This window comes from Sporolactobacillus spathodeae, assembly GCF_016908935.1.
Taxonomy (GTDB): domain Bacteria; phylum Bacillota; class Bacilli; order Bacillales; family Sporolactobacillaceae; genus Sporolactobacillus; species Sporolactobacillus spathodeae.
The window spans coordinates 1-21,266 of record NZ_JAFBEV010000033.1 but is presented as its reverse complement, the minus strand read 5'-3'; the positions used below and the strand labels follow the sequence as shown (position 1 = coordinate 21,266).

Sequence of the window (21,266 nt, the reverse complement as noted above, 5' to 3'; positions counted from 1 at the left end):
TTAAGACGTAGAAAGACTACAGGGGGGAAAAGCCTAGACCAGTTGGATCCATTCCAATGAACAACTAGAGGATATCACGCAGTACCCGAGCTGAATAGGGATTACTATTAACTTCAAAACTAATAATACGAGGGGTGTAAATCAATGATTAGTAAAATCGGTCAAATCATGTTGTACGTGAATAACCAAGACGAAGCGAGAGATTTTTGGACGGAGAAGGTAGGGTTCTCTGTCATTTCAGAGGAAGATAACGGTCATGGCATGCGATGGATTGAAATTGCTCCAACTAAAGAAGCTGAGACAAGTATTATTCTCCATAATAAGGAACTCATTGCTAAAATGCAGCCCGAATTAAATCTTGGCACACCTTCCTTAATGTTCTTCTCAATAGAATTCGACAAATTATACCGTGACTTATTAAGCAAAGATGTAACAGTCGGAGAAATTGTTACCCTGCCTTCAGGCAGAGTCTTTAATTTTGCAGATAGTGAAAATAATTATTTTGCAGTCATGGAAAAAAAGTAAATTTCTATTCAATCGACGCACGCGCGGCTTCGATCCCGTTTATTCACTAATCGGCTTCCTGAAATTCAGGAGGCCTTTTTAATAAGTAAAAATTGTATAAGACTTTGCGCAAAAAAAAAAAAATGGAGCGACCAGAGCGCAATTGTTGTAAGAAGAACTAGGCTTCGCCAAGTCTTTTTTATAACAATGTGCTTCGGCTGCTCGCTTGCCGCGGGCGATCCGTGAGCCTCCTCAGACAGGCTAGAATCTGCGGGGTCTCACTTGGCTCGCTTTTCCCGCAGGCGTCTCGCGCCTTCGCTGCATTTTATACTCCCTCTATGATCTTAAGTTTTTCATAGAATATCTCGCCTTTTCTTTCTTATCTTTTAAGAAAAACTTGGTAAGCCAAGTCAATCTTAATGGCACGAATCATTTCCAGATAATTTACCGCTTTAAAGGAGTATAATAGAAAAAAATTATTTATTCTAATCTTCTGGGGGGATAAAAATGATCAGCCGCGACTGGGAAATGCTAAGTGAAGTCGGATTTGATAAGTATGATCAGATGGTTCTGCCTTTGACTCTCGTACAGCCTTATTATGTTGAAGATGGAAGGGTCTATTTCTCCTGTAGCGACAAGGAGCTGAATCAGGAAAACATTGAGATGATTCAAAGAGATTTTTCCTGTGACCTGATCATTGATAAGGAAAAGAAGACAGTGACGCTTGAAGAAACCAAAGAACAGTTCTGACAGCATCGAAAACCAGTGTCCCACAGATACCAAAAAGCAGGCTGCCCATGGGTAGTCTGCTTTTTGCATGTCTTGAATCGTTCGTCTAAAATGTATTGATTAGGCGTGATGTGTCGGTACGGCCGTTTCAGCTTGCGTGCCGAATTTTTTCAATAAAGCCTGTTTTATTTCATCAAGCGTTGCCGCTCGGCTTGCTGCAATCTTGAGCGGGTCCGCACGCTTCTCAATTTCAGAGACAATGGCACTGCCGACAATGAAACCATCAGCGACTCCCTTCAGTTCAACGATTTGTTCACGGGATGAGATGCCGAAACCGACTGCAATTGGCAGTGAACTTGCTCGCCGGACGCGTTCCAGAAAGGGAAAGATATCCGGATGAAATTTTTTCCGCACACCGGTCACACCAAGGGATGAGACGCAATAAATAAAGCCTTGGGCGGAAGCGCAGATCTTCGCCAACCGTTCGTCTGAAGTCGTCGGGGCGACAAGAGAAATCAGGCAAATATTTTCTTGCGCGCAGCGTTGCGCAAGCGAGTGGCTTTCTTCATAAGGAATATCTGGAACAAGTAGGCCGTCGATGCCATTCGCGGCCGCTTCATGGAAAAATGTATCCAATCCAAGTTGGAGCAGCGGGTTGGCATAGGTGAAAATCACAACGGGAATGTTCAGCCCTTTTTGACGCATGGTCTCAACAAGCCGCATGGCACGGCGCAGCGTCATGCCACCGGCCAATGCACGTTTGGACGCCCTCTGGATCACAGGGCCGTCTGCCAACGGATCGGAGTAAGGGATACCTAATTCCAGTGCGCGCGCACCCGATGCCTGCATCGTCAAGGCTAGATCGACGGTAGCTTCTTCATTCGGATCACCGGCTACAATAAATGGGATGAACAGCATGTCGTGGTCTCTTTGAACATATTGTTCGAAACGGTTCATTGTGCATCGCTCCCCTCACTGTTGTCTTTTTTCAGAGCATGGAGGACGGTACGAACATCTTTGTCGCCCCGACCGGACAGGCAGACGAGCACGGATTGAGCCGACTTCATTTTTGCGGCGATTTTCATGGCTAGTGCGAGCCCATGGGCACTTTCAAGCGCGGGAAGAATCCCCTCCAATTTTGAAAGGCGGACAAGGGCGTCGAGCGCTTCGTCATCCGTAATCGCTTGATAGATCGCTCTCCCTGTTTTGAATAAATAAGCGTGCTCGGGTCCGATTCCTGGATAATCCAATCCCGCTGAAATGGAATACGGCTCCGTGATCTGACCGGATGCATCCTGAAGCAAATACGTTTTCATGCCGTGGACAATGCCGACCGATCCTTTGGTCAGTGTCGCCGCGTGCTGACCGCTGTCTGTCCCTTTTCCCCCTGCCTCAGCACCGTAGAGCTGAACCGGGTCATCCAGAAAAGCGGTAAAGAGACCAATGGAATTGCTGCCGCCGCCAACACAGGCGACTGCAGCGTCCGGCAATTTCCCGGTTTGCTGAAGGATTTGTTCGCGCGCTTCATCCCCGATGATCCGTTGAAAATCGCGGACAATCATCGGATAGGGATGCGGACCAACCGCCGATCCATCGATATAGGCGGTATCTTCGATGTGCGCTGCCCAGTAGCGGAGCACTTCATTGACAGCATCTTTCAGCGTTCCGTTACCGGATGAAACGGGCACGACTTCAGCACCTAGAAGCTTCATTCGGAAAACGTTCAGTGCCTGACGCTCGACGTCAACAGCACCCATGAATATTTTGCAGGGCATACCGAAATAAGCGGCGATCGTTGCTGTCGCAACGCCATGCTGACCCGCGCCGGTTTCCGCAATCAGTTTTTTCTTGCCCATTCGTTTCGCAAGCAGCGCCTGACCGACTGCATTGTTGATCTTGTGCGCCCCTGTGTGGTTCAGATCTTCTCGCTTCAGATAAATCTGCGCACCACCGACGGCTTCACTCAGCCGCCGGCAATAGGTGACGGGGGTTGGACGCCCCGAGTAGTCATGAAGAATTTTGTGATAATCATTTAAAAAAGCGGGATCAGTGATCGCTTCTTTGAATCCCTGTTCCAGTTCGAGCAAGGCATGCATCATCGTCTCCGGCACATATCTGCCGCCAAAATCACCATAACGGCCTGTTTCATCTGTCCGAAATTTAACTTCCAGTTGTGGTTGCCTGATCATTAGCTGTACACACCCTTTTCTCAAGTCTGTAAATTTTCGTCCGATCCTTTTGAAAATCCTGCTCAATGCCTGAAGAAATGTCGATGCCAATCGGATCATAGCGGAGCAGATCAGCAATGTTATCCGGAGTGATCCCCCCGGCAATCAGGCAACAGGCACGCTGACGTTTCGCTTCCGTCTGATAATCGGGGATAGCGTCCCAGTCAAAAGCAACACCTGTGCCACCAAGCTGTCCTTTCACCTGAGTATCAATGATAAATCCGTCGGCAACGTTTGAAAAAGCGCGCATCCTTTCAAGTGCACCTGGTGCGTGATGGATGGCTTTCCAGACTTGCCGTCCCGTTGCCTTTTTTACTTCAGCGAGTGTCCCAGGCGTCTCGCTTCCGTGAAACTGCAGAATATCCAGCGGCACCGAACGCAGAATCGAAAAGACGCGTTCCGGCGGATCATCCGCAAACACGCCGACGATCTTTTTACTGCCCAAAGGAGCAAGCTGCTTGATCCATAAGGCTGCCTGTTCCGGCTGGACTGTGCGCCGGCTTTTTGATGTAAAAATCAGGCCAATGAAGTCTGCACGACTGTTGAAGGTTCGTTCGAGATCTTGATAGGAATGATTGCCGCAGTATTTAATTAAGGGTCGCATCACGTGTCACGACCTTCCCATACAAATCCTCAATTTTCTTTTCCGGAGAGTCGGCACGTATCAAAGTTTCGCCGATAAGGGCAGCATTCGCGCCGTTTTCCTGTAAGAACTGGATATCCGCTCGGGTCTGAACACCAGATTCGCTGACGATCAGAACACTTTGCGGGATCAGCGGACGGATTTGTTCAATGGCATGCAGATCCGTTCGAAACGTTTTCAGATCACGGTTATTGATACCGACAATCTCCGGTGTAAAGCGATTTAGGACAGCTTCCGCTTCCTGTCTACTGTGCACTTCGACCAATGCTTCCAAACGGAATGCTTTGACTGTTGCGTAGAGCTGATGAAGCTGCTTTGTATCCATCGCTCCTGCAATCAGCAAGACGGCATCCGCACCGCACAGGTAAGCTTCTTCAATCTGCCGTTCATCGATGATGAAGTCTTTGCGCAGAATGGGCAGCCGGACTTCCCGGCGGACAGACTGCAGACGTTCGATTGAGCCGTGAAAATAGAGACGATCCGTCAAAACGCTGATTGCATCGGCTCCGGATGCGACATAGGCGTGAGCCAGACGCTCCGCGTTGAAGTCCCGACGGAATACCCCCTTGGAGGGTGAAGCCTCCTTGATTTCGGCAATCAATCCGAATCGGTGCCTGGGGCGGGCAAGTGCTTTTTTTAACGAATAGATCGCTGGTTGCTCGCGATTGAATGCCGGCATTTGGAATTCGGCTAATTCGTTAGCTTTTGTCCGAAGAATCTGGTCAAGTATGCTCTCAGACATGGGCCGGCCTCTTTGTTGCCTGTTGCAGAAACTGCAGCTGGTGCTGTGCACGTCCGCTTTCGATGGCTTCACGGGCTTCATGCACCCCTTCGCCGATCGAAGGCACATGTCCCGCGACGAACAAGCCGGCACCCGCGTTCAGAAGAATCGCGTTCAGGGCTGAAGGATTTCCCGTTTCTCCGGAAAAAACGGATTGAATCAATGCCGCGCTTTCCTGAGGATTTTTTACTTGGATCGCTTCTAGAGTTCCGGTGTCTAGTCCGACATCCTCAGGCTTAATGCTGAATGTCGAAGTCCGGCCATTTTCGATAAGAATTACGTCGCTTCGTCCGCAGATGGTGAACTCATCCATACCATCCTCGCCGGTCACCACCAAGGTCCGATCGGTTCCGATCCGAAGCAGTGTCTCAGCGTACATCTCAGCCAGTTTCCGGCTATAGACACCAAGCATCTGCCTGCTCGCATGGGCGGGATTGGTCAGAGGCCCCAGCATATTGAAAATGGTACGGAAGCCAAGGGACTTACGGGGTTCAACGGCATATTTCATCGATGCATGATATAGTGGAGCAAATAAAAAGCACATGTGCGTACGATCAAGAAGCTGGCGGGCTGAATCAGGGGTCGACTGAATACCAATACCAAGTGCTTCCAAAGCGTCTGCTGCTCCGCTCGTCGACGATACGGAACGATTGCCGTGTTTGGCTACGTTGACGCCAAGTGAAGAGATAATAATTGCTGATGCTGTGGAAATATTGAATGTGCGGTTGCCGTCACCGCCTGTGCCGACAATATCAAGCAGTGGCTCTGAATACTCGAGCGACTTGGCATGCGCGCTCATGCTTCGCGCGCAGCCGGCGAGTTCCTCAACCGTCTCGCCTCTTGCGCTCAGTAAGGCGAGGAAAGCGGCGATCTGACTCGGCGCAGCCTTTCCTTCCATAATTTCGTCCATGATGGCTGCGGCTTCAGTTTCCGATAGGGTTTGTCCTTGAACAAGCTGGGCTAGTTTTTCCTGAAACATGATCGACACTCCTCTTTTTTTGAGGAGTGAGTGATTTAGTGAGATCAAGAAGGATGGTGTTTTACTGTGGAAGACGCAACGCGCTAGGAAGATTCAAAAAAATCGATTGCGCGCGCGTAAAAAGGTGAAAGTACGCTAAGCTCTTCTCAACTCTGCTCACTCACTACTCTATTCTCATCTTGCACAGCCGACTGCTCCCTGTGGAGCAGTCCAGCTGGTCAATGAAGCCCCTCTGGCTCCATTGACGGTAGCTACATCATAGACAACGACGGTCGCTTTGTCAACTGATTATATCAGACAATTCTCTTTTTTGTGGATACCGAAAAGTCCTTTTCATGCACGTGAAGATTAATGGGTTCAAAGTGCATCTTGAATACCTTCTTTTCAAAAGTTATTGCAAGTCGGTTGGCCATCACAAACGGGAACACTTCTTGCCGTAACCTTTGGATTCTGGCTCAATAGGACACCATCTTTGCATGATTTCTTAAGATCTGATTCTGGTCAATTGCTCCGGTCGCACCCCAGTTATAAATGGGATCAATTTTTCCTGAAACAGTCCCCTGGAACAGGAGGGTACCGAACGTTGTCGGCTGTATCGAGTTATAATGGCCGACATTGTGATCATGGAAGAAGACATCCTTGCTATTACGGACAAATGAATAATATTTAAGATCATCACGATACATGAAAGGATCCATGAGTGAGTAGTCCGATTTACCCCAGAACGTCAATACTTTTTGAATTGAAGTCGTTTTCGGGGCAGTATTCACTTGCTGAAGTGCTGTTTTGGAGTAAGTGGTTGTGCTTTCAATCGTATAGCCATGGTTGAAGTTAGCATAGATCCGGATCGATACGCCTTTGAAATTCGGATTATTGCAGACCGCACGCAGCAACGGAAGATTGGATTCAGCCATATATTTATGTAAATTCCAGGCAGGCTGTTTGTAATAGTCGTGTCCTTTCCCCTCATATTCGTAAAATTCAAGATAACCTTCTGAGATGTTGACCCCAACCATATCCGGATCAATTTTTTTCGAAGCTGTTAACAATTGATTCGGATTCGCACTGCTGCCGACAATTGACTGCGGTGTGTTCGTCACAGGTTTCTTTTTCTTCGTAATGCTCGTTGTCGTATTCATCTTTTCTTTTTTCAGTTGTTCCGGAGCTATCGAACATCCATCAAGTACCAGAACGATGGCAATGAGTAAAAGTAGCAACTTTTTCTTCAATTTTATAGCCCATCCCCATTTTACAAATTTTTTTATTTTCCTCTATTCTGGGCTGCTCCATAATGACAGCCTTCTTTTCTTTAAAAATTAATAAAACAATTTCACTGAAACGTGATATATATTTTGTCGGTACTGAAAAATCTCTCAAAATATGAATCATTGCAGTCATATAGCACATCCTTCCCTATTCTGAAGGAACTTGTAGCTTTAGTGGTTCTGATCCAGTTTCTCACTGATCTCGGTCAACTTCTCCAGTATTTCTTTATTCTGCTTTTTGATTTCTTTTGGGTGTACGGTAAAAAAGATAATTCCCATGATGACAAAGTAAATAAGCGCGAGAAGTAAAATAAAAGTAACAAGTGGAAAGATGATTGTTCCCAAGCTGAGCATTGTCATGGCCCACCACCTCCATTTTGTTAGATTCAATATAATTGGATTTTAATCAAAAAAATAGACCAATCAGAAAGGAATAACCTATAAAAATAACAGCCCAGTCTTCTATCAAAGACTGAACCTGTCATTTTTATTTGTTCAAGATGCTATCTAGTTACGTTGAGAGAATGGATTCGTTTCATTCTTGCAATAAGCCGATAACAGCCTTTTTTTCTTCAAATTTTATCAAAATAATTTCACTAAAATGCGATACATTAGGTGTCGTGATATATAACCTTATCTCGATGTTACCAACTGATCTAAGTAAGCAATATCTGCTTCTGAAATTGTAAAATCGATAGCTGCATTATCACGAATATGGTCCGGATTGATCGCTTTAGGCAGGGGTAAAACACCCTTTTGCAGGCAATAGCGAATGGACAATTGTGCCACAGAAACAGAATATTTTCCGGCGATTTTTTTCAAATCGGCGTTATTTATTATTCTGCCAGTCGCAAGCGGCGAATATGCCTCGACAAGCAACCCATTATCCTTGGCATACTTTGTGATATCAGGTTCTGTGAAACCAATGAAATACCGTATCTGATTGACCATCGGTTTGACTGTACAATGATCGAAGATATTTTTCATATCCGTCACATTAAAATTAGAAATGCCGATGGCTTTTACTTTTCCGGACTGATAAACCTCTTCCATCAAACGCCATACTTCAAGATTTTCTTCCGAATAATTAGTTCCCATTTCTGACCATGGCCATGGGGCATGTATCAGATAAAGATCCATATAATCAAGATCAAGGTTCCCCATTGTTTCCTCAAAACATCTTTTCGCATCAGTATAACTTTTTGCCTCAGCCGGGCATTTGGATGTCACAAATATCTCGTTACGATCAATCCCGAAATCACGTACAGCCTTACCCACACTTTTCTCGTTGTGATAAGCCCATGCGGTATCAATATGACGATAACCCATTTCAAGAGCATAGGTAACAGAATCATAGGTAATCTTGCCTGCTGGAATTTGCCAGGTGCCAAATCCAACCTTTGGAATGCTAACACCATTGTTTAAAGTGTACGTCTCTGTTAAAACATTCATTTTTTAAGCCTCCTGATTTGGTGTTCAACAACTTAATAATAAGTCATTAAGTTTGTTGCATACCCTGCTAGTTAAAGTATAAATACTGAAGGGCTATCTATGTCAATTAAAATGCCAGCGAAATAAAAGTTAGCGTGATATTTATTTGTATTTTTTTTTAAAACAAGCCACACAAAATATTTTTATCTTCTGCATCTTTTAACCTCTAGTCTTAGCCGGCGATGAAAATCAATCTTTTGATTGGGACAGTCTCTTTTTATTCAAGCGTAAAAAAAAACTTTCAAACGTCGCATATTCAAATTTTCTCGAAATATAATTCTATCCGGAAGATGAATGGAAAGAGGTGTATTTATGGGGTATATGGATAATTACGAACGGGATGCTTATGGGATAGTCGCCTTTTGGTTGCGCAATAATTTAGAGCACGGTCAATTCTTTGACAGGGAAATCAGTCATCATGAATTGGAATTAGCCCGTGTCAACCAGAGTATGGTTCAGAGTTTGGCAGGAATATGGCAGCGGGCTGAAGCGAAACAAGGCGATCTGGGTATGTTGGTTAATGAATCGGAACAAGCGATCAGTGAATTCCGTAATTTTCTTACACTTGGCATGGGTAAGGCTCTGCGCTGTGAAGTGATTGTTTCCACACCGGTAGCACTTATGGATCATATGATACGCGAAGCTGAAGAGTCCCAGAATGTATTTGATTTAATGAAAACTGGCGGTCAAGTTCTCGTCGCGGATTCGGTCTTACATGAAAGTGTGTTTTGGTTGCGACAAATGGCTGATCATCTTGCATTTGTCCAGCATTATCTCGATCCAACAAATTATGAACTCCAATACAAGGTACGGAAAATGACGCATAAGTTCGAACGACTTTTTCTCCAAGCAAATGCACTCAATACAATCATACGAAAACCGCGCAATCAGCTGTTACCCGTTTTAAACACTTTTAGGCAGATGGTTATTACCGAAACAAAGGATCTCGAAAAATTTAAATTAGAATTAGATGCGCTAATTAAGCAATGTGCCGCGATTACAACTGCACCACCCGATTTATTAGAACATCTTGCCAGAGAAGCCCACCACCTCTGGAGGAACTTAGAAGAAGGCATTACAACCTAACGCCATTTGGAGATTAACCAACCCCTCAATTAAAGTGTAGCTACATCCCCACCTGATAACAGGTGGGGATGCGTTTACGCTTACTCGAACAGCCAATTAATAGGTACAGAGATCACAAGCGTTTTCTAATGCACATGGCAGCCCGATCCATCACAGAAAGATGAATGGCGTTCTAGATCAAGCGCGTGCGAATATAAATTATTGTTTCGAAAATCTGCCGTAAGAAGGAGTGTCGTCAATGGAAGTCCCTGTTACCGGATTCATGTTCAACTCAGATGATTCCGATCCACTTCATACGCATCAGCTTTTTATAACGGATTGGGATGGCCGGCAAGTGCATGTTCACGAGTTTCGCGGGGTCACTTCTTTTGATGACGGTCACCATCATCAATATGCCGGAACGACTGAGCCAGCTCAGACTGGAGTGCCACATACGCACTGGTATTTTACGTTTACTTCTGTTGACGATGGTCACCAGCATGAGATTAGAGGTGTGACCGGTCCCGCCATTCCCATTCCAGGTGGCGGTCATTATCATGAGTTTCGTGGGATGACTACGCTAAGCGGTGCTCACCCGCATTCTCATCACTATTCTGGAAATACAAGTCAAGAATTTTAAAAATTAGCATAACCTCTTGAAATGGTATACTTTTTCACCATTTCTTTTCTTTTACCAAAACCCGCGTTTCACTACCTTCCCCTTTATTTCTGACAAGCCGGACACATGAAGTCCCTATCAGTCTTTCCGTTAGCAACGGTTAAAAGCGTATCCAGCAAGTGTGTCTCTTAAGTTCCAATGATCGTAAGCCATTCACTGCGCATTAGAGTTGCGTTCAATAGAGCCGCATTTTCTTCAAAAAAATTTTTTTCGCTTCTTTTCGTTACTGTAGCGAACACCGTAAAATACAAGCCGGCGAATTGGGCGGATACCGTAGAAACGGAAGACAGGTCCCCTAACTGCTTGCCATTTGCTATCTCATCTGAATATGCGACAAATCTAGTATTCGTAGCGCAAATCGTGTACGCTATTGTTGAACAGACAGGCTGCTCGAATCCTAGTTATCTCCGCCATCCAAGTTGTAAAATTCAATAAAGCAGGTGGGAAAATGGGTATAGAAAAACTTGACAGGGACAGAATTCAAGACTTTTTGGCTTATTGCACAAAGCATCGCTCAGAACTGGACGATTCTTATTTATACGGCGAAGAATTTGAAAAATTTGAGCCTAATGACGAAAACCCGACTTATATTCTAACTGATGGCTCAAATGCAATCATTGGCGCTGCCTCCCTCGTCATCGACGATTATTACCGCAGCGGAAAGAAAGCACGGTTCAGGATTCTGCACACGGAGACCGGAGATGCCTTGGATTATAAAAACCTGCTTCAGGCTGTCGTCAAACACGCGAAAGGCTTAGACAGTGTCTTTTTATTTATCCCTCTGGCCAATAAAAAGCTGCTGAAAATGGTTAAAGATCTGAACTTCAAGCTGTGGCGATATTCTTTTCTACTGGTTAAGGAAAACATTTCGGCGTATTCGCTTAATCTTCCAGAACACTATTCGATCCGACCACTTATTCCCGGTAAGGATGAAACTGTATGGTGCGCGATTCGAAACGAATGTTTTGCTAATCTTCCAGGCAGCGAGACTCCAATGACCGAAGAAATCATTCGCGACAGAATGACCCATTCTGATTATTTGGAAGACGGTGCCCTCATTCTCTATGATCAAAATCGTGCGATCGGTATTGTGCAGGGATTGGATGACACGTACGATGACGCACCGATAATGTGTATCGGACCGCTCGCAGTCATTCCTGATTATCAAGGACGTGGACTCGGCCGAACGTTGCTTCGCGCTTCTATTAATTTTGCAAAGCAGCACGGTTACACACGCACCATCCTTTGTGTCGATGGCAAAAACGAACGCGCGAAGACACTCTACCTGCACGAAGGATTTAAAGAAGTTCACGCTGACGTCGCTTATACCTTTACGCTGAAATAATGATAGGATTGATCCACAGTATTTCCACCTTGTTGTGAATTAGCCAGAATTTGATAACGCTTTCATTACCGCGGTGATGAAATATACTTATTATATTCATCTTTAGGGAGACGATAGATGTGACTCTTGATCCAGAAAAAGTTGAATCTTACCTGAATGATCCAGCAAAAGCCATCAAAGATGCACAAGACGACTTTTTTTCAGAACATGATGCCCAGATCATGATTGATGAGATTTATAAAGATCTTGATCCATCATGGAAAAAAATTGGCCCCTATCAAAAACTAATCTTTGGATGGTCTATGGAAGCCCCTAAAATGTTAATGGCGCAAGACTATATGGATGAAGTTCTTAAGCCTTTTATCAAAAAGTTAAATACGGCATTGCACTGGAATCTAAAAACGCCAGCTGATTTTCTTAAATAAAAACAATAAATAATGCCTTCAATGTCCGAAATGCTCTGTTACTCATAGAATAGTGAATGCCAAATAAAATGATCTCTGCGCGCATGCCAGCCCATTTTCCTCTTTTCCATCAAACGAACGGCCGCGCAAGATAACTCAGCCATTTTAATGGGTCATGACCACTGGGTTTAAAGAGTTGCTTTCCTAAATAACCATTCATGCGCGCTACAATAAAATCAAAGGCTTGATTATTCAAAGCCTCCATCCCTCGGCGAAGTATTAACGAATGCTGATAGCTTTTTCTCAAAGGCTCCGTCAACGCATCGTATTTTCCTAAACCGCATATATCGTAAGCCGCATAAATACCAGTTAAAATCGATTCAAATTGCCCAAAACCAAGGAAAGGCATGATTGCTCCAAAACAATTTCCAGTAAAAAATGTATTTCCAATTCGCGGAGAGTCACAGATGCCAATTTTATAGTTCGTAATTTGGAATTGGTCAGTGATTTTTAATGACTGATTTAAATGCGATTTTAATAAATCATAAAATCGATTCCAGTAGTCCGTGATCGTTTCATCAACTTCATTGGTTAGGTCAGGAACTGCAACGACAATATTTGCTTCAGTATCAGAGAATGGAATAAGGTAAGCATATCCTTTTGGGGCTAGATTATTATCTAACCACACGCTTACCTCTGAACGTGTGAACACACCTTCTACTGTTGCGCCTTTTAGAGAAACCGATAGATCCTCCCGATAATTATGTAATTTAATTGCATAGGAAGCATCCCCCGTCGCCATGATCACGTGCGTAAATTTTTCGAGTAAATCTTCATAAGACACCTCTGCGTTGAACCGAATCTTTGAGGTAACCTGGCTCGCTAATTGAGCCTCAAAAGAATTTTTATTTCGCCCTCTTATGTTTGTAAAACCGACATGCTCATTAATGATCGTCTGAACGTTTTCTGAATGAATAATGATTGGATTAATATGACTTATCGGCTTTAAAAAAATTTGAAATTCCTCAGAAAGATAGCGAATCGGGTCAATAATTGGTCGTGTCAGTAGCGAGAGCATGGCTTCAGCGTTTATAAAACGATCCCCCGCCTGACTTCTTTTTTCAAAAATAACCGGGGACACGCCATACCGCTCTAAAATAATGGCGGCCGACAGTCCAGATAATCCCGCCCCCATAATCGCGACTTTCATTTTAGACACCAACCTCTTTAGCCACAGGCATATTTTTGTTCCGTCGACTCTATAAGCGCGCTTGATTATTTTCCCAAATGTAGCCATTCATATACCGTTTCATAAGCATCAAAAAAAGCCGCCATTGAATGGAGATTCAATGACGACGTTTTTATTAGACTCGCTTTTCTTAAGCGTTAAAATTACCCGATTCGACATCCTTAATGAATTGTGCCAAGTGCTCGAAATAGACCGGCGCATTGTCAATCATGTGATGATGGCCACCATGCGGCGTTGTCGCCAATCTGGCATGTGGCATCTCCTGAGCCATCCGTCTCGCTGCAGCAAGTGGCATCGTCTCGTGTTCACCAAACGTAACCAAAGTGGGAACGGTGATATTTTTCAATTGATCGCGCACGTCCCACTCCTTTAATTTCCCGGTGACGACAAATTCATTATCGCCTTGGAAATCATTATAGACAGGAGCAGCTATTGTGCTAATGAGGTGGGCGATAGCCGGCGGCTGTTTGCGATCGACATAACCTTGGTTCAGGATATCAACATATTCCTGGTAACGCTTGTTATCATAGTTATTATCAGCTTCGCACTTCTTCATAAAAGCAACAGCATCAGCGGGGAGTGCTTCCTCCCGTATTTTGTTAATATTTGCGACATATTCGTCGATATTATCGGTCATCGACGAAATAATCGCGCCTTTTAAATGGTTGCCGTATTTCAAAGCGTATTTTTGAACAAGTACGCCACCCCAGCTCTGTCCAATCAGATAGAAATTTTCTAATCCCAACTTTTGGCGCACTTCGTCTACTTCTTCAAGAAAATAGTCATAAGTTAAATACTTTTTGGCTACTTCTGGATCTGAGTAGTCCGGTTGATCCGAATAAAAAGATCCGAGCTGATCATACATATGGACTTGAATCGCCAGACCTTGTTCAGCCAACTTTTCGGCGAAATTTTCATAGTATTCATGAGTCCCGCCTGGTCCCCCGTGAAGGCAGAGTAAATGAATATCACCTGTCCCTTGCGTATTCGACCAAAGATGATAACCATTCTCGAGTGTTAAAATTGTTGTTCCTTTTTTCATCGTCTGCATCACCTGATTTTTCAATTTGTTACTTTATCATAGCACATGGTAATCAAACGAGTTAACAGGACATTTTTCTCGGTTTCGATTAAATTTAAAATCAGGTGTGTATTGCAGTTCATTTAAACTAATTGTTATAATAAATCAAAAAATAAAATAGAAAGCTCGATGGAGGATAGTAATGATAGATCTTAAAGATAGTTGTAAAATAGCGTTAGTACAAGCTGCTCCAGTAATGTTCGATAAGGAAGCAGGCGTTGCGAAAACGATTCAACTTATAGAAAAAGCGGCCAAGGAGCAAGCAGAGTTAATTGTATTTCCGGAACTCTTTATCCCTGGCTATCCCTACGGCATGAATTTTGGCTTTACAGTGGGTAGTCGTAATGATGAGGGACGCAAAGATTGGAAAATATATTATGATAATTCTATTGTGATAGCTGATATTGAAACAAAAGCTATCGGGGAAGCTGCAAAAGAAGCAAACGCATATGTAAGTATTGGGGTATCAGAAAGAGATTCAATAACTGGAACGCTTTACAATACAAATATTGTCTTTTCCCCCAAAGGTGAATTGCTAACTGTCCATAGAAAATTGAAGCCCACCGGTTCCGAAAGAGTCGTTTGGGGTGACGCAAACAAAGGCTATTTTCCAGTGGTCAATACGCCTTGGGGTGTGATGGGCAGCTTAATTTGTTGGGAGAATTATATGCCTCTGGCTCGAACTGCCCTATACCAAAAAGGCATATCAATCTATATTGCCCCAAACACAAATGACAATCCAGAATGGCAGGCGACTATTCAACATATTGCACTTGAAGGCCGCTGCTATTTTATTAACGCGAATATGTACTTCACAAAAGAAATGTATCCAGATAATTTAAATAGCCCAGACGAAATAACCAATCTCCCGGATAAGGTTTGTCGTGGTGGAAGTTGCATTATCGATCCTTATGGTCATTTTGAAACAGAACCACTATGGGATAAAGAAGGAATCATTTATTCTACAATAGATATGAATAAAGTACCCATGAGCCGAATGGAATTTGATGTGTGTGGTCATTATGCAAGACCTGATGTACTCGAATTAAACGTCAAGGACAATTAATGCTTTAGCGTTCAATGCAAGAATCAATAATCACGTCTTCATCAATATATATATCGAAAAAAAACCAAGGAACAGAGCATCTGCTTCATGCATCAAATATCCAGCGTATGACGCCCGTTGTTAGCCAATGATTGCCGAAAGTATTGTCCAAAATAATTGAAATCAAAAAATCCCCCACTTGATTCAATGGGGGATTTTTATTTTTAATAGAGGATATCCATTGAGCGAAAGCGTTTTTCAAATAGGCATTAACCTCGCCCAATGAAAGTCTAAGCTAACATACATTCTTTCTGTAATATTTTCTCTAAAATATCCAAATTCCATTATGGGGAGTGTTTCATGGTACTTATTTGATCGGAGCCGTATTATAATTATCTATGTTAAAAAATGGCGTATCGGATCGCTTATCTAAATTTAATTTTGTTCAAGAAAATTTGGAGGCTTGATGATGAAGAAAACCGAATTATACGTTGTTCGACATGGTAAAACGATTTTTAACTTATTGGATCGCGTTCAAGGATGGAGCGATACGCCGCTTACGGAAGTAGGGCGGGAAAATATTCGCTGTTTAGGAAAGGGATTAGAGGATGTTCCATTTGTTGAAGCATACTCTAGCGATTCGGGTAGAGCTATCGAGACGACAAGAATTATTTTAGAAGAACAAGAGACGACGAGTTCAAATATAAAACATTCGATTGACAGCCGCTTACGCGAATGGTGCTTTGGTTCTTTCGAAGGTGCTTTTAATGATGAGCTTCGGAAAGTTCTTCCAACAGTAACCGATGATGAATCAGGTAACAAAATATTAGATCCGACGCTAACTTTTGAAAAAATGGCGGAATTACTCCAAAGAGCAGATAAAGTCGCTATTACAGAACCGTATGAAAAAATAAAGCGGAGAGTTCTTAGTGTTTTTGCAGAGATTGCGAAGAGAACAGAATTGCATGGCGGGGGGAATGTTCTAATCGTTTCTCATGGTTTGACTATCATTTTTCTTTTGACATTGATTGATCCATCTGTAAACATTAACGTCGACATTCCAAATGGGAGCGTGACACATATTACATATGAGAATGCTAAATTTGAAGTAACTATGATCGGCGATACTTCATTCATTAAAAAGCCAGAAACAAAGCCTTTTGCTAAGCGTATAGACAGAATTTAAAACTTTCAATTGCGCATAGCCGTCTCCTGCAAACCGCGAAGTAAACACAGAAAATTTTACTTGCGTATTCTCCACGTGACGATAGTATTGTAGTAACAGATAATCATATGCTCCTCACACGCCTATCATTTGAATAATTTGATCGGCTACACGTTCAGCAGGAATACTCTGAAAAAGCCCAAGGGTTCTCTTCCAGCACCAGTCACCGTCCAAAAATACGCTGTATTCTAATTTGTTCGCAACAATCTCGGAAACAGTCGACTTCCCGACCCCCATCGTCCCGCCAATGTGTTATCTATAATGATTCCGGCAAAATTTCTGGATCTGGAAATGATACTTAAACGGTATAAGACAACTGTATCCAATAATAAAATCATTATAGATATTGTTCCACTAGTCTATTGCTCATTTTAATCACAAAGAATGTAGAATAATTGATTTAAAAGCATTTTCAAATGGCTCTGAGGACATTGTAGGCGATATATTGCAAAGTAAGGATCTTTTTCAAGGTGTAAAAATAGACAATAAAGCACATACAATAGTCTTTGAAAACCACGTTGACTTTGGTCCGGAAATTTTATACAACGAAAGCAAAAAGATCGATGACTTAATGTAATAACTTATCAACATATTTTCTCATAATTAATTTCACGCAAAACTCATACGCATCGATTTCTTCTTTTGTTTTGGATTTTTTAGCTCTATCTGTAATTTTTTCGATTATTTCTTTATCCTCTTGATTAATATCGAGACGAGCCATATAAGCACCCCACTTTTTTTCTTTATTTTATCAGGCCACTAAAAAAAAGCATAAAAAAGAATAGAGATATTGGGGAGTAACACGGGTGAAGAATAAATCAAAGAAAATGAAAGATACATTGTTTTCCAGTATCGTTATTACTTCATTCTATGATCTTACGATTTTATTCACTATTTGTTAAGATTTAGATGACGAATTTCAGTGAAAGCCCCAATTTCAAAATTTACGAGGTAATTCTTATGTCTAATCTCGGTTTGTTAGGCTTTATCTTTGGCTGCATATGCCGTAAGCAATATTACACGTATTGAAAAAAAATAGAGAAATCTTGAGCAACGTATCGAAAAGCTAGAAGAAGATAAAAAATAACCTAGCTTAGTGTTTCCACTCATCCTTTTGCTTTATGTTGTGCCTTTGAAAGCAAATGAGGGTAAGAAAAAAGCTACTACCAATGAAGGTAGTGACCTTTATAGCAATAACCCGCTCTGGAAGATAGAGCTGATTCTCACCAGGTGTTATGAATTTAGAAAAGAATAATGGCCAATTAGATTGTTGAACACAAAGTCTTTGCGGCGCTCATATTTTATAAGATATATATAAGTGGGACTTCTATATGGATTTTTGAAAAAAATTGCTTTTGGGGGCAAGTTTTTGCTAGTTGGAAATTTGAATTCCATGACATCATTTAACAACTTTCTTATGTAGGAAACGTGCTATAATTAATCTCTTAATTCGATTAAGGAATTAAGGTAAATCATTTCATTAGAGAGGAGAAAAACAATGGCTAAACAATCGCTCATCGTTAAACAAAGCAGAAAGCCAAAATACCACGTACAGGCGTATACTCGTTGTGAAAATTGTGGGCGCCCGCACGCAGTATTTAAGAAATTTAAATTGTGCCGCATTTGTTTTCGAGAATTTGCTTATAAAGGTCAAATTCCTGGTGTGCACAAAGCCAGTTGGTAAGTCAAAGTTGGAAAGAGAAGCCAGGTAAGCCTTCTCTTCTTTTTACATAACTACGGTTTCAGTATCACCTTGACGCACGCCTCTTTCTTATTATGAAACAGATCATAAGCATGGGCAGCTTCCTTGAGTGCAAGGCGATGGGTAATGATGGCTGTCGGATCAATTTTATTGTCCCTTATCATTTGATACAGTCTAGGCATAAACCCTCTTGCAGGCGCTTGTCCCATTTTCAACGTAATATTTCGAGCAAAGAAAGGGCCAAGCGGAAACATATTATAAAGTCCGCCATACACGCCGGTGATTTGAACGGTGCCGCATTTACGCACAGCCTTCGTAGCGATTTGGATGGGTCCAAGTGTACCTCCCTGCAGCTTTAACTTTTGCTCAATGAACTCGAGTGGCGACTTTTTTCCATCCATGCCAACACAATCAATCACAACATCTGCTCCGCCATGAGTGATCTCTTTAAGCGTTTCCCCCATATCCGGATCCTTCGTAAAATCATAGATTTCAGTATGGTTTAACTTTTTTGATAACGCTAGCCGGTACGTTAAATAATCAACAACTATGACGCGCTCAGCTCCATGTTCCCAAGCGAATTGTTGCGTCATTAAGCCAACAGGACCGGATCCAAGCACAACGACGGTATCACCAGCTTTTACGCCTGCATTTTCCACACTCCAATAAGCCGTTGGTAATACATCACTAAGAAACAAGAGCTGCTCGTCCTCAAGTTCGCAATCCTCTGGAATTTTGAATGGCGTATAGTTTCCAAAAGGGACACGTAGATACTCCGCCTGTCCTCCTGGGTAATTACCGAATTTTTCAGAATATCCGAGCAACCCTCCAGAATCATAATGTGGATTTGATTGGTCACATTGACTCTCTAAGTGTTGGTGGCAATAGGAACATCTTCCGCAAGCGACTGTAAACGGGATTACGACGCGATCCCCTTTTTTAACATTAGTGACCTCTGGGCCTACCTCTTCCACGATCCCCATCGGTTCATGACCAATGATATATCCTTTTGGCAAAGGAAAATCACCTAAATATAAATGGAGATCAGATCCACAGATTGACGTAGACGTAATGTTAATGATCACATCTTCTGGATCCTGAATAAACGGATCGGATACATCCTTCACTTCGACTTTTTGCGCGCCTTGATAAGTTACTGCTTTCATCATGATCCCTTCTATCGTGAATGTTTCGACACGATTATTCTGCCCCAAAAAACGTTTTATTAATTACCAATCCAACTCTTGAATAAAGCCAAGCTTTTTCGTTCAAGGCATTATCTTTTAAATGCAAAAAAATCAGCACTTTGATGGATTCAAAGTGCTGACTTTTCCTAACTTCTTCGATACCGGTGGTCGGGGTCGAACCGACACTCCCGAAGGAACACGATTTTGAGTCGTGCGCGTCTGCCAATTCCGCCACACCGGCAAAATAGAAATACTTATTGGCAGTAATTAAATTGGAGGCGACACCCGGAATCGAACCGGGGATAAGGGTTTTGCAGACCCGTGCCTTACCGCTTGGCTATGCCGCCAAACAAAAATGGAGCGGAAGACGGGACTCAAACCCGCGACCCTCACCATGGCAAGGTGATGTTCTATCAACTGAACTACTTCCGCAAAAACTGGCCCAGCTGGATTCGAACCAGCGCATGACGGCACCAAAAACCGTTGCCTTACCGCTTGGCGATGGGCCAATAAAACATGGGGCGGTTAGTGGGGATCGAACCCACGCGTGCCGGAACCACAATCCGGTGTGTTAACCACTTCACCATAACCGCCATAATGAACACAGGGGTAGTAGGAATTGAACCCACACTGGAGGTTTTGGAGACCTCTGTTCTACCTTTAAACTATACCCCTATGGTAAAAATGGAGGGAGAAGGTTTCGAACCTTCGAACCCAAAGGGAACGGATTTACAGTCCGTCGCGTTTAGCCTCTTCGCTATCCCTCCATAATAAGGTAAAAAGGATTGATAGCATAAAAATGGTGCCGGTCAGAGGACTTGAACCCCCAACCTACTGATTACAAGTCAGTTGCTCTACCAATTGAGCTAGACCGGCATGACATGGTGGCTCGAGGCGGAATCGAACCACCGACACGAGGATTTTCAGTCCTCTGCTCTACCGACTGAGCTATCGAGCCATAGAAACAAATATGTATCATTAAGTAAAAGATATTATATTTTAAAAATAAATGGCGGGTCCGAGCGGACTTGAACCGCCGATCTCCTGCGTGACAGGCAGGCATGTTAACCACTACACCACGGACCCATAATTGGTTGCGGGGGCAGGATTTGAACCTACGACCTTCGGGTTATGAGCCCGACGAGCTACCAGACTGCTCCACCCCGCGATATTAATATGGTGGAGGATATAGGGCTCGAACCTATGACCCTCTGCTTGTAAGGCAGACGCTCTCCCAGCTGAGCTAATCCTCCATAATATATTTCCCTGACAGAAACACCACTATATTTTACAATAATATCTCTGATAAATCAAGAAAATATTTTAATGACCCGTACGGGATTCGAACCCATGAACCCACCGTGAAAGGGTGGTGTCTTAACCGCTTGACGAACGGGCCAAAACAAAAATAATGGCGGAGAGCGAGGGATTCGAACCCTCGAGACGGCCTTAACCGTCTACACGATTTCCAATCGTGCTCCTTCGGCCTCTCGGACAGCTCTCCAGAAGTCTTCGCATCAGAATAACTTTTTAGCTCTTCTGTTTTGAAGCTTACATTAATTTGTCAAATGCCTGGCAGTGACCTACTCTCGCAGGGGGACAGCCCCCAACTACCATTGGCACAGAAGAGCTTAACGGCCGTGTTCGGGATGGGAACGGGTGTG

Annotated in this window: 22 protein-coding genes, 14 tRNA genes and 1 rRNA gene; 9 read left to right on the top strand and 28 right to left on the bottom strand. The window is 43.2% G+C overall.

Annotated features, from left to right (window positions below):
* The first annotated feature begins 144 nt into the window (after positions 1-144).
* Both JOC27_RS12465 and JOC27_RS12460 read left to right on the top strand, forming a co-directional pair.
* Positions 145-525 carry a VOC family protein gene (locus tag JOC27_RS12465; RefSeq protein ID WP_205007611.1) on the top strand — a complete coding sequence of 127 codons (381 nt, stop codon included), beginning with the start codon at positions 145-147 and terminating at the stop codon, positions 523-525.
* A 486-nt stretch (positions 526-1,011) separates the two neighbouring features.
* Positions 1,012-1,254, top strand: a complete 243-nt coding sequence (locus JOC27_RS12460) for a hypothetical protein (RefSeq protein ID WP_205007610.1) — start codon at positions 1,012-1,014, stop codon at positions 1,252-1,254.
* A gap of 99 nt (positions 1,255-1,353) precedes the next feature.
* Here the strand turns inward: JOC27_RS12460 and trpA are convergent, their stop codons facing one another.
* The 9 genes from trpA to JOC27_RS12415 all read right to left on the bottom strand — a co-directional run bounded on the left by trpA (position 1,354) and on the right by JOC27_RS12415 (position 8,581).
* Positions 1,354-2,190, bottom strand: a complete 837-nt coding sequence (gene trpA, locus JOC27_RS12455) for a tryptophan synthase subunit alpha (protein WP_205007609.1) — start codon at positions 2,188-2,190, stop codon at positions 1,354-1,356.
* Positions 2,187-3,422: a tryptophan synthase subunit beta gene (gene trpB / locus JOC27_RS12450; protein ID WP_205007608.1), complete on the bottom strand. Its 1,236-nt coding sequence runs from the start codon at positions 3,420-3,422 to the stop codon at positions 2,187-2,189. Before trpB ends, trpA begins: the two co-directional genes overlap by 4 nt.
* Positions 3,394-4,065 carry a phosphoribosylanthranilate isomerase gene (locus JOC27_RS12445; protein WP_205007613.1) on the bottom strand — a complete coding sequence of 224 codons (672 nt, stop codon included), beginning with the start codon at positions 4,063-4,065 and terminating at the stop codon, positions 3,394-3,396. Before JOC27_RS12445 ends, trpB begins: the two co-directional genes overlap by 29 nt.
* Positions 4,049-4,846 carry an indole-3-glycerol phosphate synthase TrpC gene (gene trpC / locus JOC27_RS12440; RefSeq protein ID WP_205007607.1) on the bottom strand — a complete coding sequence of 266 codons (798 nt, stop codon included), beginning with the start codon at positions 4,844-4,846 and terminating at the stop codon, positions 4,049-4,051. Before trpC ends, JOC27_RS12445 begins: the two co-directional genes overlap by 17 nt.
* On the bottom strand, positions 4,839-5,864 hold the full coding sequence (gene trpD, locus JOC27_RS12435; protein ID WP_205007606.1) for an anthranilate phosphoribosyltransferase: 1,026 nt from the start codon (positions 5,862-5,864) through the stop codon (positions 4,839-4,841). Before trpD ends, trpC begins: the two co-directional genes overlap by 8 nt.
* Before the next feature lie 455 nt (positions 5,865-6,319).
* Positions 6,320-7,093 carry a hypothetical protein gene (locus JOC27_RS12430; RefSeq protein WP_205007605.1) on the bottom strand — a complete coding sequence of 258 codons (774 nt, stop codon included), beginning with the start codon at positions 7,091-7,093 and terminating at the stop codon, positions 6,320-6,322.
* Entirely contained in the window at positions 7,044-7,262 is a 219-nt protein-coding gene (locus tag JOC27_RS12425) for a hypothetical protein (protein ID WP_205007604.1), read from the bottom strand. Before JOC27_RS12425 ends, JOC27_RS12430 begins: the two co-directional genes overlap by 50 nt.
* Before the next feature lie 38 nt (positions 7,263-7,300).
* Entirely contained in the window at positions 7,301-7,489 is a 189-nt protein-coding gene (locus JOC27_RS12420; RefSeq protein WP_205007603.1) for a hypothetical protein, read from the bottom strand.
* Between the two features lie 273 nt (positions 7,490-7,762).
* On the bottom strand, positions 7,763-8,581 hold the full coding sequence (locus tag JOC27_RS12415) for an aldo/keto reductase (protein ID WP_205007602.1): 819 nt from the start codon (positions 8,579-8,581) through the stop codon (positions 7,763-7,765).
* Between the two features lie 351 nt (positions 8,582-8,932).
* Here JOC27_RS12415 and JOC27_RS12410 point away from each other — a divergent pair, with 351 nt between their 5' ends.
* From JOC27_RS12410 to JOC27_RS12395, 4 genes are all read left to right on the top strand, one after another.
* Positions 8,933-9,706 (top strand): DUF2935 domain-containing protein, encoded by a 774-nt coding sequence (locus JOC27_RS12410; protein ID WP_205007601.1) that lies wholly within the window; start codon positions 8,933-8,935, stop codon positions 9,704-9,706.
* A gap of 238 nt (positions 9,707-9,944) precedes the next feature.
* Positions 9,945-10,325, top strand: a complete 381-nt coding sequence (locus JOC27_RS12405; RefSeq protein WP_205007600.1) for a YmaF family protein — start codon at positions 9,945-9,947, stop codon at positions 10,323-10,325.
* Positions 10,326-10,812: 487 nt separating this feature from the next.
* A complete protein-coding gene (locus JOC27_RS12400) occupies positions 10,813-11,709 on the top strand; it encodes a GNAT family N-acetyltransferase (protein ID WP_205007599.1) in 897 nt (298 codons plus the stop codon).
* A 119-nt stretch (positions 11,710-11,828) separates the two neighbouring features.
* A complete protein-coding gene (locus JOC27_RS12395; protein WP_205007598.1) occupies positions 11,829-12,134 on the top strand; it encodes a hypothetical protein in 306 nt (101 codons plus the stop codon).
* A 109-nt stretch (positions 12,135-12,243) separates the two neighbouring features.
* Here JOC27_RS12395 and JOC27_RS12390 read toward each other — a convergent pair whose 3' ends face one another.
* Positions 12,244-13,323, bottom strand: a complete 1,080-nt coding sequence (locus JOC27_RS12390; RefSeq protein ID WP_205007597.1) for an NAD(P)/FAD-dependent oxidoreductase — start codon at positions 13,321-13,323, stop codon at positions 12,244-12,246.
* A 169-nt stretch (positions 13,324-13,492) separates the two neighbouring features.
* On the bottom strand, positions 13,493-14,404 hold the full coding sequence (locus tag JOC27_RS12385; protein ID WP_205007596.1) for a proline-specific peptidase family protein: 912 nt from the start codon (positions 14,402-14,404) through the stop codon (positions 13,493-13,495).
* 181 nt (positions 14,405-14,585) lie between these two features.
* Here JOC27_RS12385 and JOC27_RS12380 point away from each other — a divergent pair, with 181 nt between their 5' ends.
* A complete protein-coding gene (locus JOC27_RS12380; protein WP_205007595.1) occupies positions 14,586-15,509 on the top strand; it encodes a carbon-nitrogen hydrolase family protein in 924 nt (307 codons plus the stop codon).
* A gap of 448 nt (positions 15,510-15,957) precedes the next feature.
* Positions 15,958-16,674, top strand: a complete 717-nt coding sequence (locus JOC27_RS12375; RefSeq protein WP_205007594.1) for a histidine phosphatase family protein — start codon at positions 15,958-15,960, stop codon at positions 16,672-16,674.
* A 607-nt stretch (positions 16,675-17,281) separates the two neighbouring features.
* On the opposite strand, the gene JOC27_RS12365 is transcribed toward JOC27_RS12375, so the two are convergent.
* A complete protein-coding gene (locus tag JOC27_RS12365) occupies positions 17,282-17,434 on the bottom strand; it encodes a hypothetical protein (protein WP_205007593.1) in 153 nt (50 codons plus the stop codon).
* Between the two features lie 777 nt (positions 17,435-18,211).
* On the opposite strand from JOC27_RS12365, the gene JOC27_RS12360 reads away from it, so the two are divergent.
* A complete protein-coding gene (locus JOC27_RS12360) occupies positions 18,212-18,397 on the top strand; it encodes a type Z 30S ribosomal protein S14 (protein ID WP_205007592.1) in 186 nt (61 codons plus the stop codon).
* Between the two features lie 50 nt (positions 18,398-18,447).
* On the opposite strand, the gene JOC27_RS12355 is transcribed toward JOC27_RS12360, so the two are convergent.
* The 16 genes from JOC27_RS12355 to rrf form a co-directional block, all read right to left on the bottom strand.
* Positions 18,448-19,581 (bottom strand): zinc-dependent alcohol dehydrogenase, encoded by a 1,134-nt coding sequence (locus tag JOC27_RS12355; RefSeq protein ID WP_205007591.1) that lies wholly within the window; start codon positions 19,579-19,581, stop codon positions 18,448-18,450.
* Positions 19,582-19,761: 180 nt separating this feature from the next.
* A tRNA-Leu gene (locus tag JOC27_RS12350) sits at positions 19,762-19,843 on the bottom strand.
* A gap of 32 nt (positions 19,844-19,875) precedes the next feature.
* A tRNA-Cys gene (locus tag JOC27_RS12345) sits at positions 19,876-19,949 on the bottom strand.
* Between the two features lie 9 nt (positions 19,950-19,958).
* Positions 19,959-20,034: transfer RNA gene (locus tag JOC27_RS12340), tRNA-Gly, on the bottom strand.
* 5 nt (positions 20,035-20,039) lie between these two features.
* Positions 20,040-20,111 (bottom strand) — tRNA-Gln (locus JOC27_RS12335).
* 8 nt (positions 20,112-20,119) lie between these two features.
* Positions 20,120-20,195: transfer RNA gene (locus tag JOC27_RS12330), tRNA-His, on the bottom strand.
* 11 nt (positions 20,196-20,206) lie between these two features.
* A tRNA-Trp gene (locus tag JOC27_RS12325) sits at positions 20,207-20,277 on the bottom strand.
* Between the two features lie 10 nt (positions 20,278-20,287).
* Positions 20,288-20,369 (bottom strand) — tRNA-Tyr (locus JOC27_RS12320).
* Between the two features lie 33 nt (positions 20,370-20,402).
* Positions 20,403-20,478: transfer RNA gene (locus JOC27_RS12315), tRNA-Thr, on the bottom strand.
* 6 nt (positions 20,479-20,484) lie between these two features.
* Positions 20,485-20,560, bottom strand: a tRNA-Phe gene (locus JOC27_RS12310).
* Between the two features lie 52 nt (positions 20,561-20,612).
* Positions 20,613-20,688, bottom strand: a tRNA-Asp gene (locus JOC27_RS12305).
* A gap of 5 nt (positions 20,689-20,693) precedes the next feature.
* Positions 20,694-20,770, bottom strand: a tRNA-Met gene (locus JOC27_RS12300).
* A gap of 9 nt (positions 20,771-20,779) precedes the next feature.
* Positions 20,780-20,855, bottom strand: a tRNA-Val gene (locus JOC27_RS12295).
* A gap of 74 nt (positions 20,856-20,929) precedes the next feature.
* Positions 20,930-21,001, bottom strand: a tRNA-Glu gene (locus JOC27_RS12290).
* 13 nt (positions 21,002-21,014) lie between these two features.
* Positions 21,015-21,106, bottom strand: a tRNA-Ser gene (locus JOC27_RS12285).
* A gap of 66 nt (positions 21,107-21,172) precedes the next feature.
* Positions 21,173-21,266: ribosomal RNA gene (gene rrf, locus JOC27_RS12280) — 5S ribosomal RNA — on the bottom strand; the annotation flags it as partial.

Excerpts from the sequence above, each read along its gene's own strand:
- JOC27_RS12405 (WP_205007600.1), top strand. The coding sequence starts at position 9,945 with ATGGAAGTCCCTGTTACCGGATTCATGTTCAACTCAGATGATTCCGAT.
- JOC27_RS12375 (WP_205007594.1), top strand. The coding sequence starts at position 15,958 with ATGAAGAAAACCGAATTATACGTTGTTCGACATGGTAAAACGATTTTT.
- JOC27_RS12465 (WP_205007611.1), top strand. The coding sequence starts at position 145 with ATGATTAGTAAAATCGGTCAAATCATGTTGTACGTGAATAACCAAGAC.
- JOC27_RS12460 (WP_205007610.1), top strand. The coding sequence starts at position 1,012 with ATGATCAGCCGCGACTGGGAAATGCTAAGTGAAGTCGGATTTGATAAG.
- JOC27_RS12420 (WP_205007603.1), bottom strand. The coding sequence starts at position 7,489 with ATGACAATGCTCAGCTTGGGAACAATCATCTTTCCACTTGTTACTTTT.
- JOC27_RS12380 (WP_205007595.1), top strand. The coding sequence starts at position 14,586 with ATGATAGATCTTAAAGATAGTTGTAAAATAGCGTTAGTACAAGCTGCT.
- JOC27_RS12355 (WP_205007591.1), bottom strand. The coding sequence starts at position 19,581 with ATGAAAGCAGTAACTTATCAAGGCGCGCAAAAAGTCGAAGTGAAGGAT.
- JOC27_RS12400 (WP_205007599.1), top strand. The coding sequence starts at position 10,813 with ATGGGTATAGAAAAACTTGACAGGGACAGAATTCAAGACTTTTTGGCT.
- JOC27_RS12425 (WP_205007604.1), bottom strand. The coding sequence starts at position 7,262 with ATGACTGCAATGATTCATATTTTGAGAGATTTTTCAGTACCGACAAAA.
- JOC27_RS12445 (WP_205007613.1), bottom strand. The coding sequence starts at position 4,065 with ATGCGACCCTTAATTAAATACTGCGGCAATCATTCCTATCAAGATCTC.
- trpC (WP_205007607.1), bottom strand. The coding sequence starts at position 4,846 with ATGTCTGAGAGCATACTTGACCAGATTCTTCGGACAAAAGCTAACGAA.
- trpA (WP_205007609.1), bottom strand. The coding sequence starts at position 2,190 with ATGAACCGTTTCGAACAATATGTTCAAAGAGACCACGACATGCTGTTC.
- JOC27_RS12360 (WP_205007592.1), top strand. The coding sequence starts at position 18,212 with ATGGCTAAACAATCGCTCATCGTTAAACAAAGCAGAAAGCCAAAATAC.
- trpB (WP_205007608.1), bottom strand. The coding sequence starts at position 3,422 with ATGATCAGGCAACCACAACTGGAAGTTAAATTTCGGACAGATGAAACA.
- JOC27_RS12385 (WP_205007596.1), bottom strand. The coding sequence starts at position 14,404 with ATGAAAAAAGGAACAACAATTTTAACACTCGAGAATGGTTATCATCTT.
- JOC27_RS12365 (WP_205007593.1), bottom strand. The coding sequence starts at position 17,434 with ATGGCTCGTCTCGATATTAATCAAGAGGATAAAGAAATAATCGAAAAA.
- trpD (WP_205007606.1), bottom strand. The coding sequence starts at position 5,864 with ATGTTTCAGGAAAAACTAGCCCAGCTTGTTCAAGGACAAACCCTATCG.
- JOC27_RS12410 (WP_205007601.1), top strand. The coding sequence starts at position 8,933 with ATGGGGTATATGGATAATTACGAACGGGATGCTTATGGGATAGTCGCC.
- JOC27_RS12415 (WP_205007602.1), bottom strand. The coding sequence starts at position 8,581 with ATGAATGTTTTAACAGAGACGTACACTTTAAACAATGGTGTTAGCATT.
- JOC27_RS12390 (WP_205007597.1), bottom strand. The coding sequence starts at position 13,323 with ATGAAAGTCGCGATTATGGGGGCGGGATTATCTGGACTGTCGGCCGCC.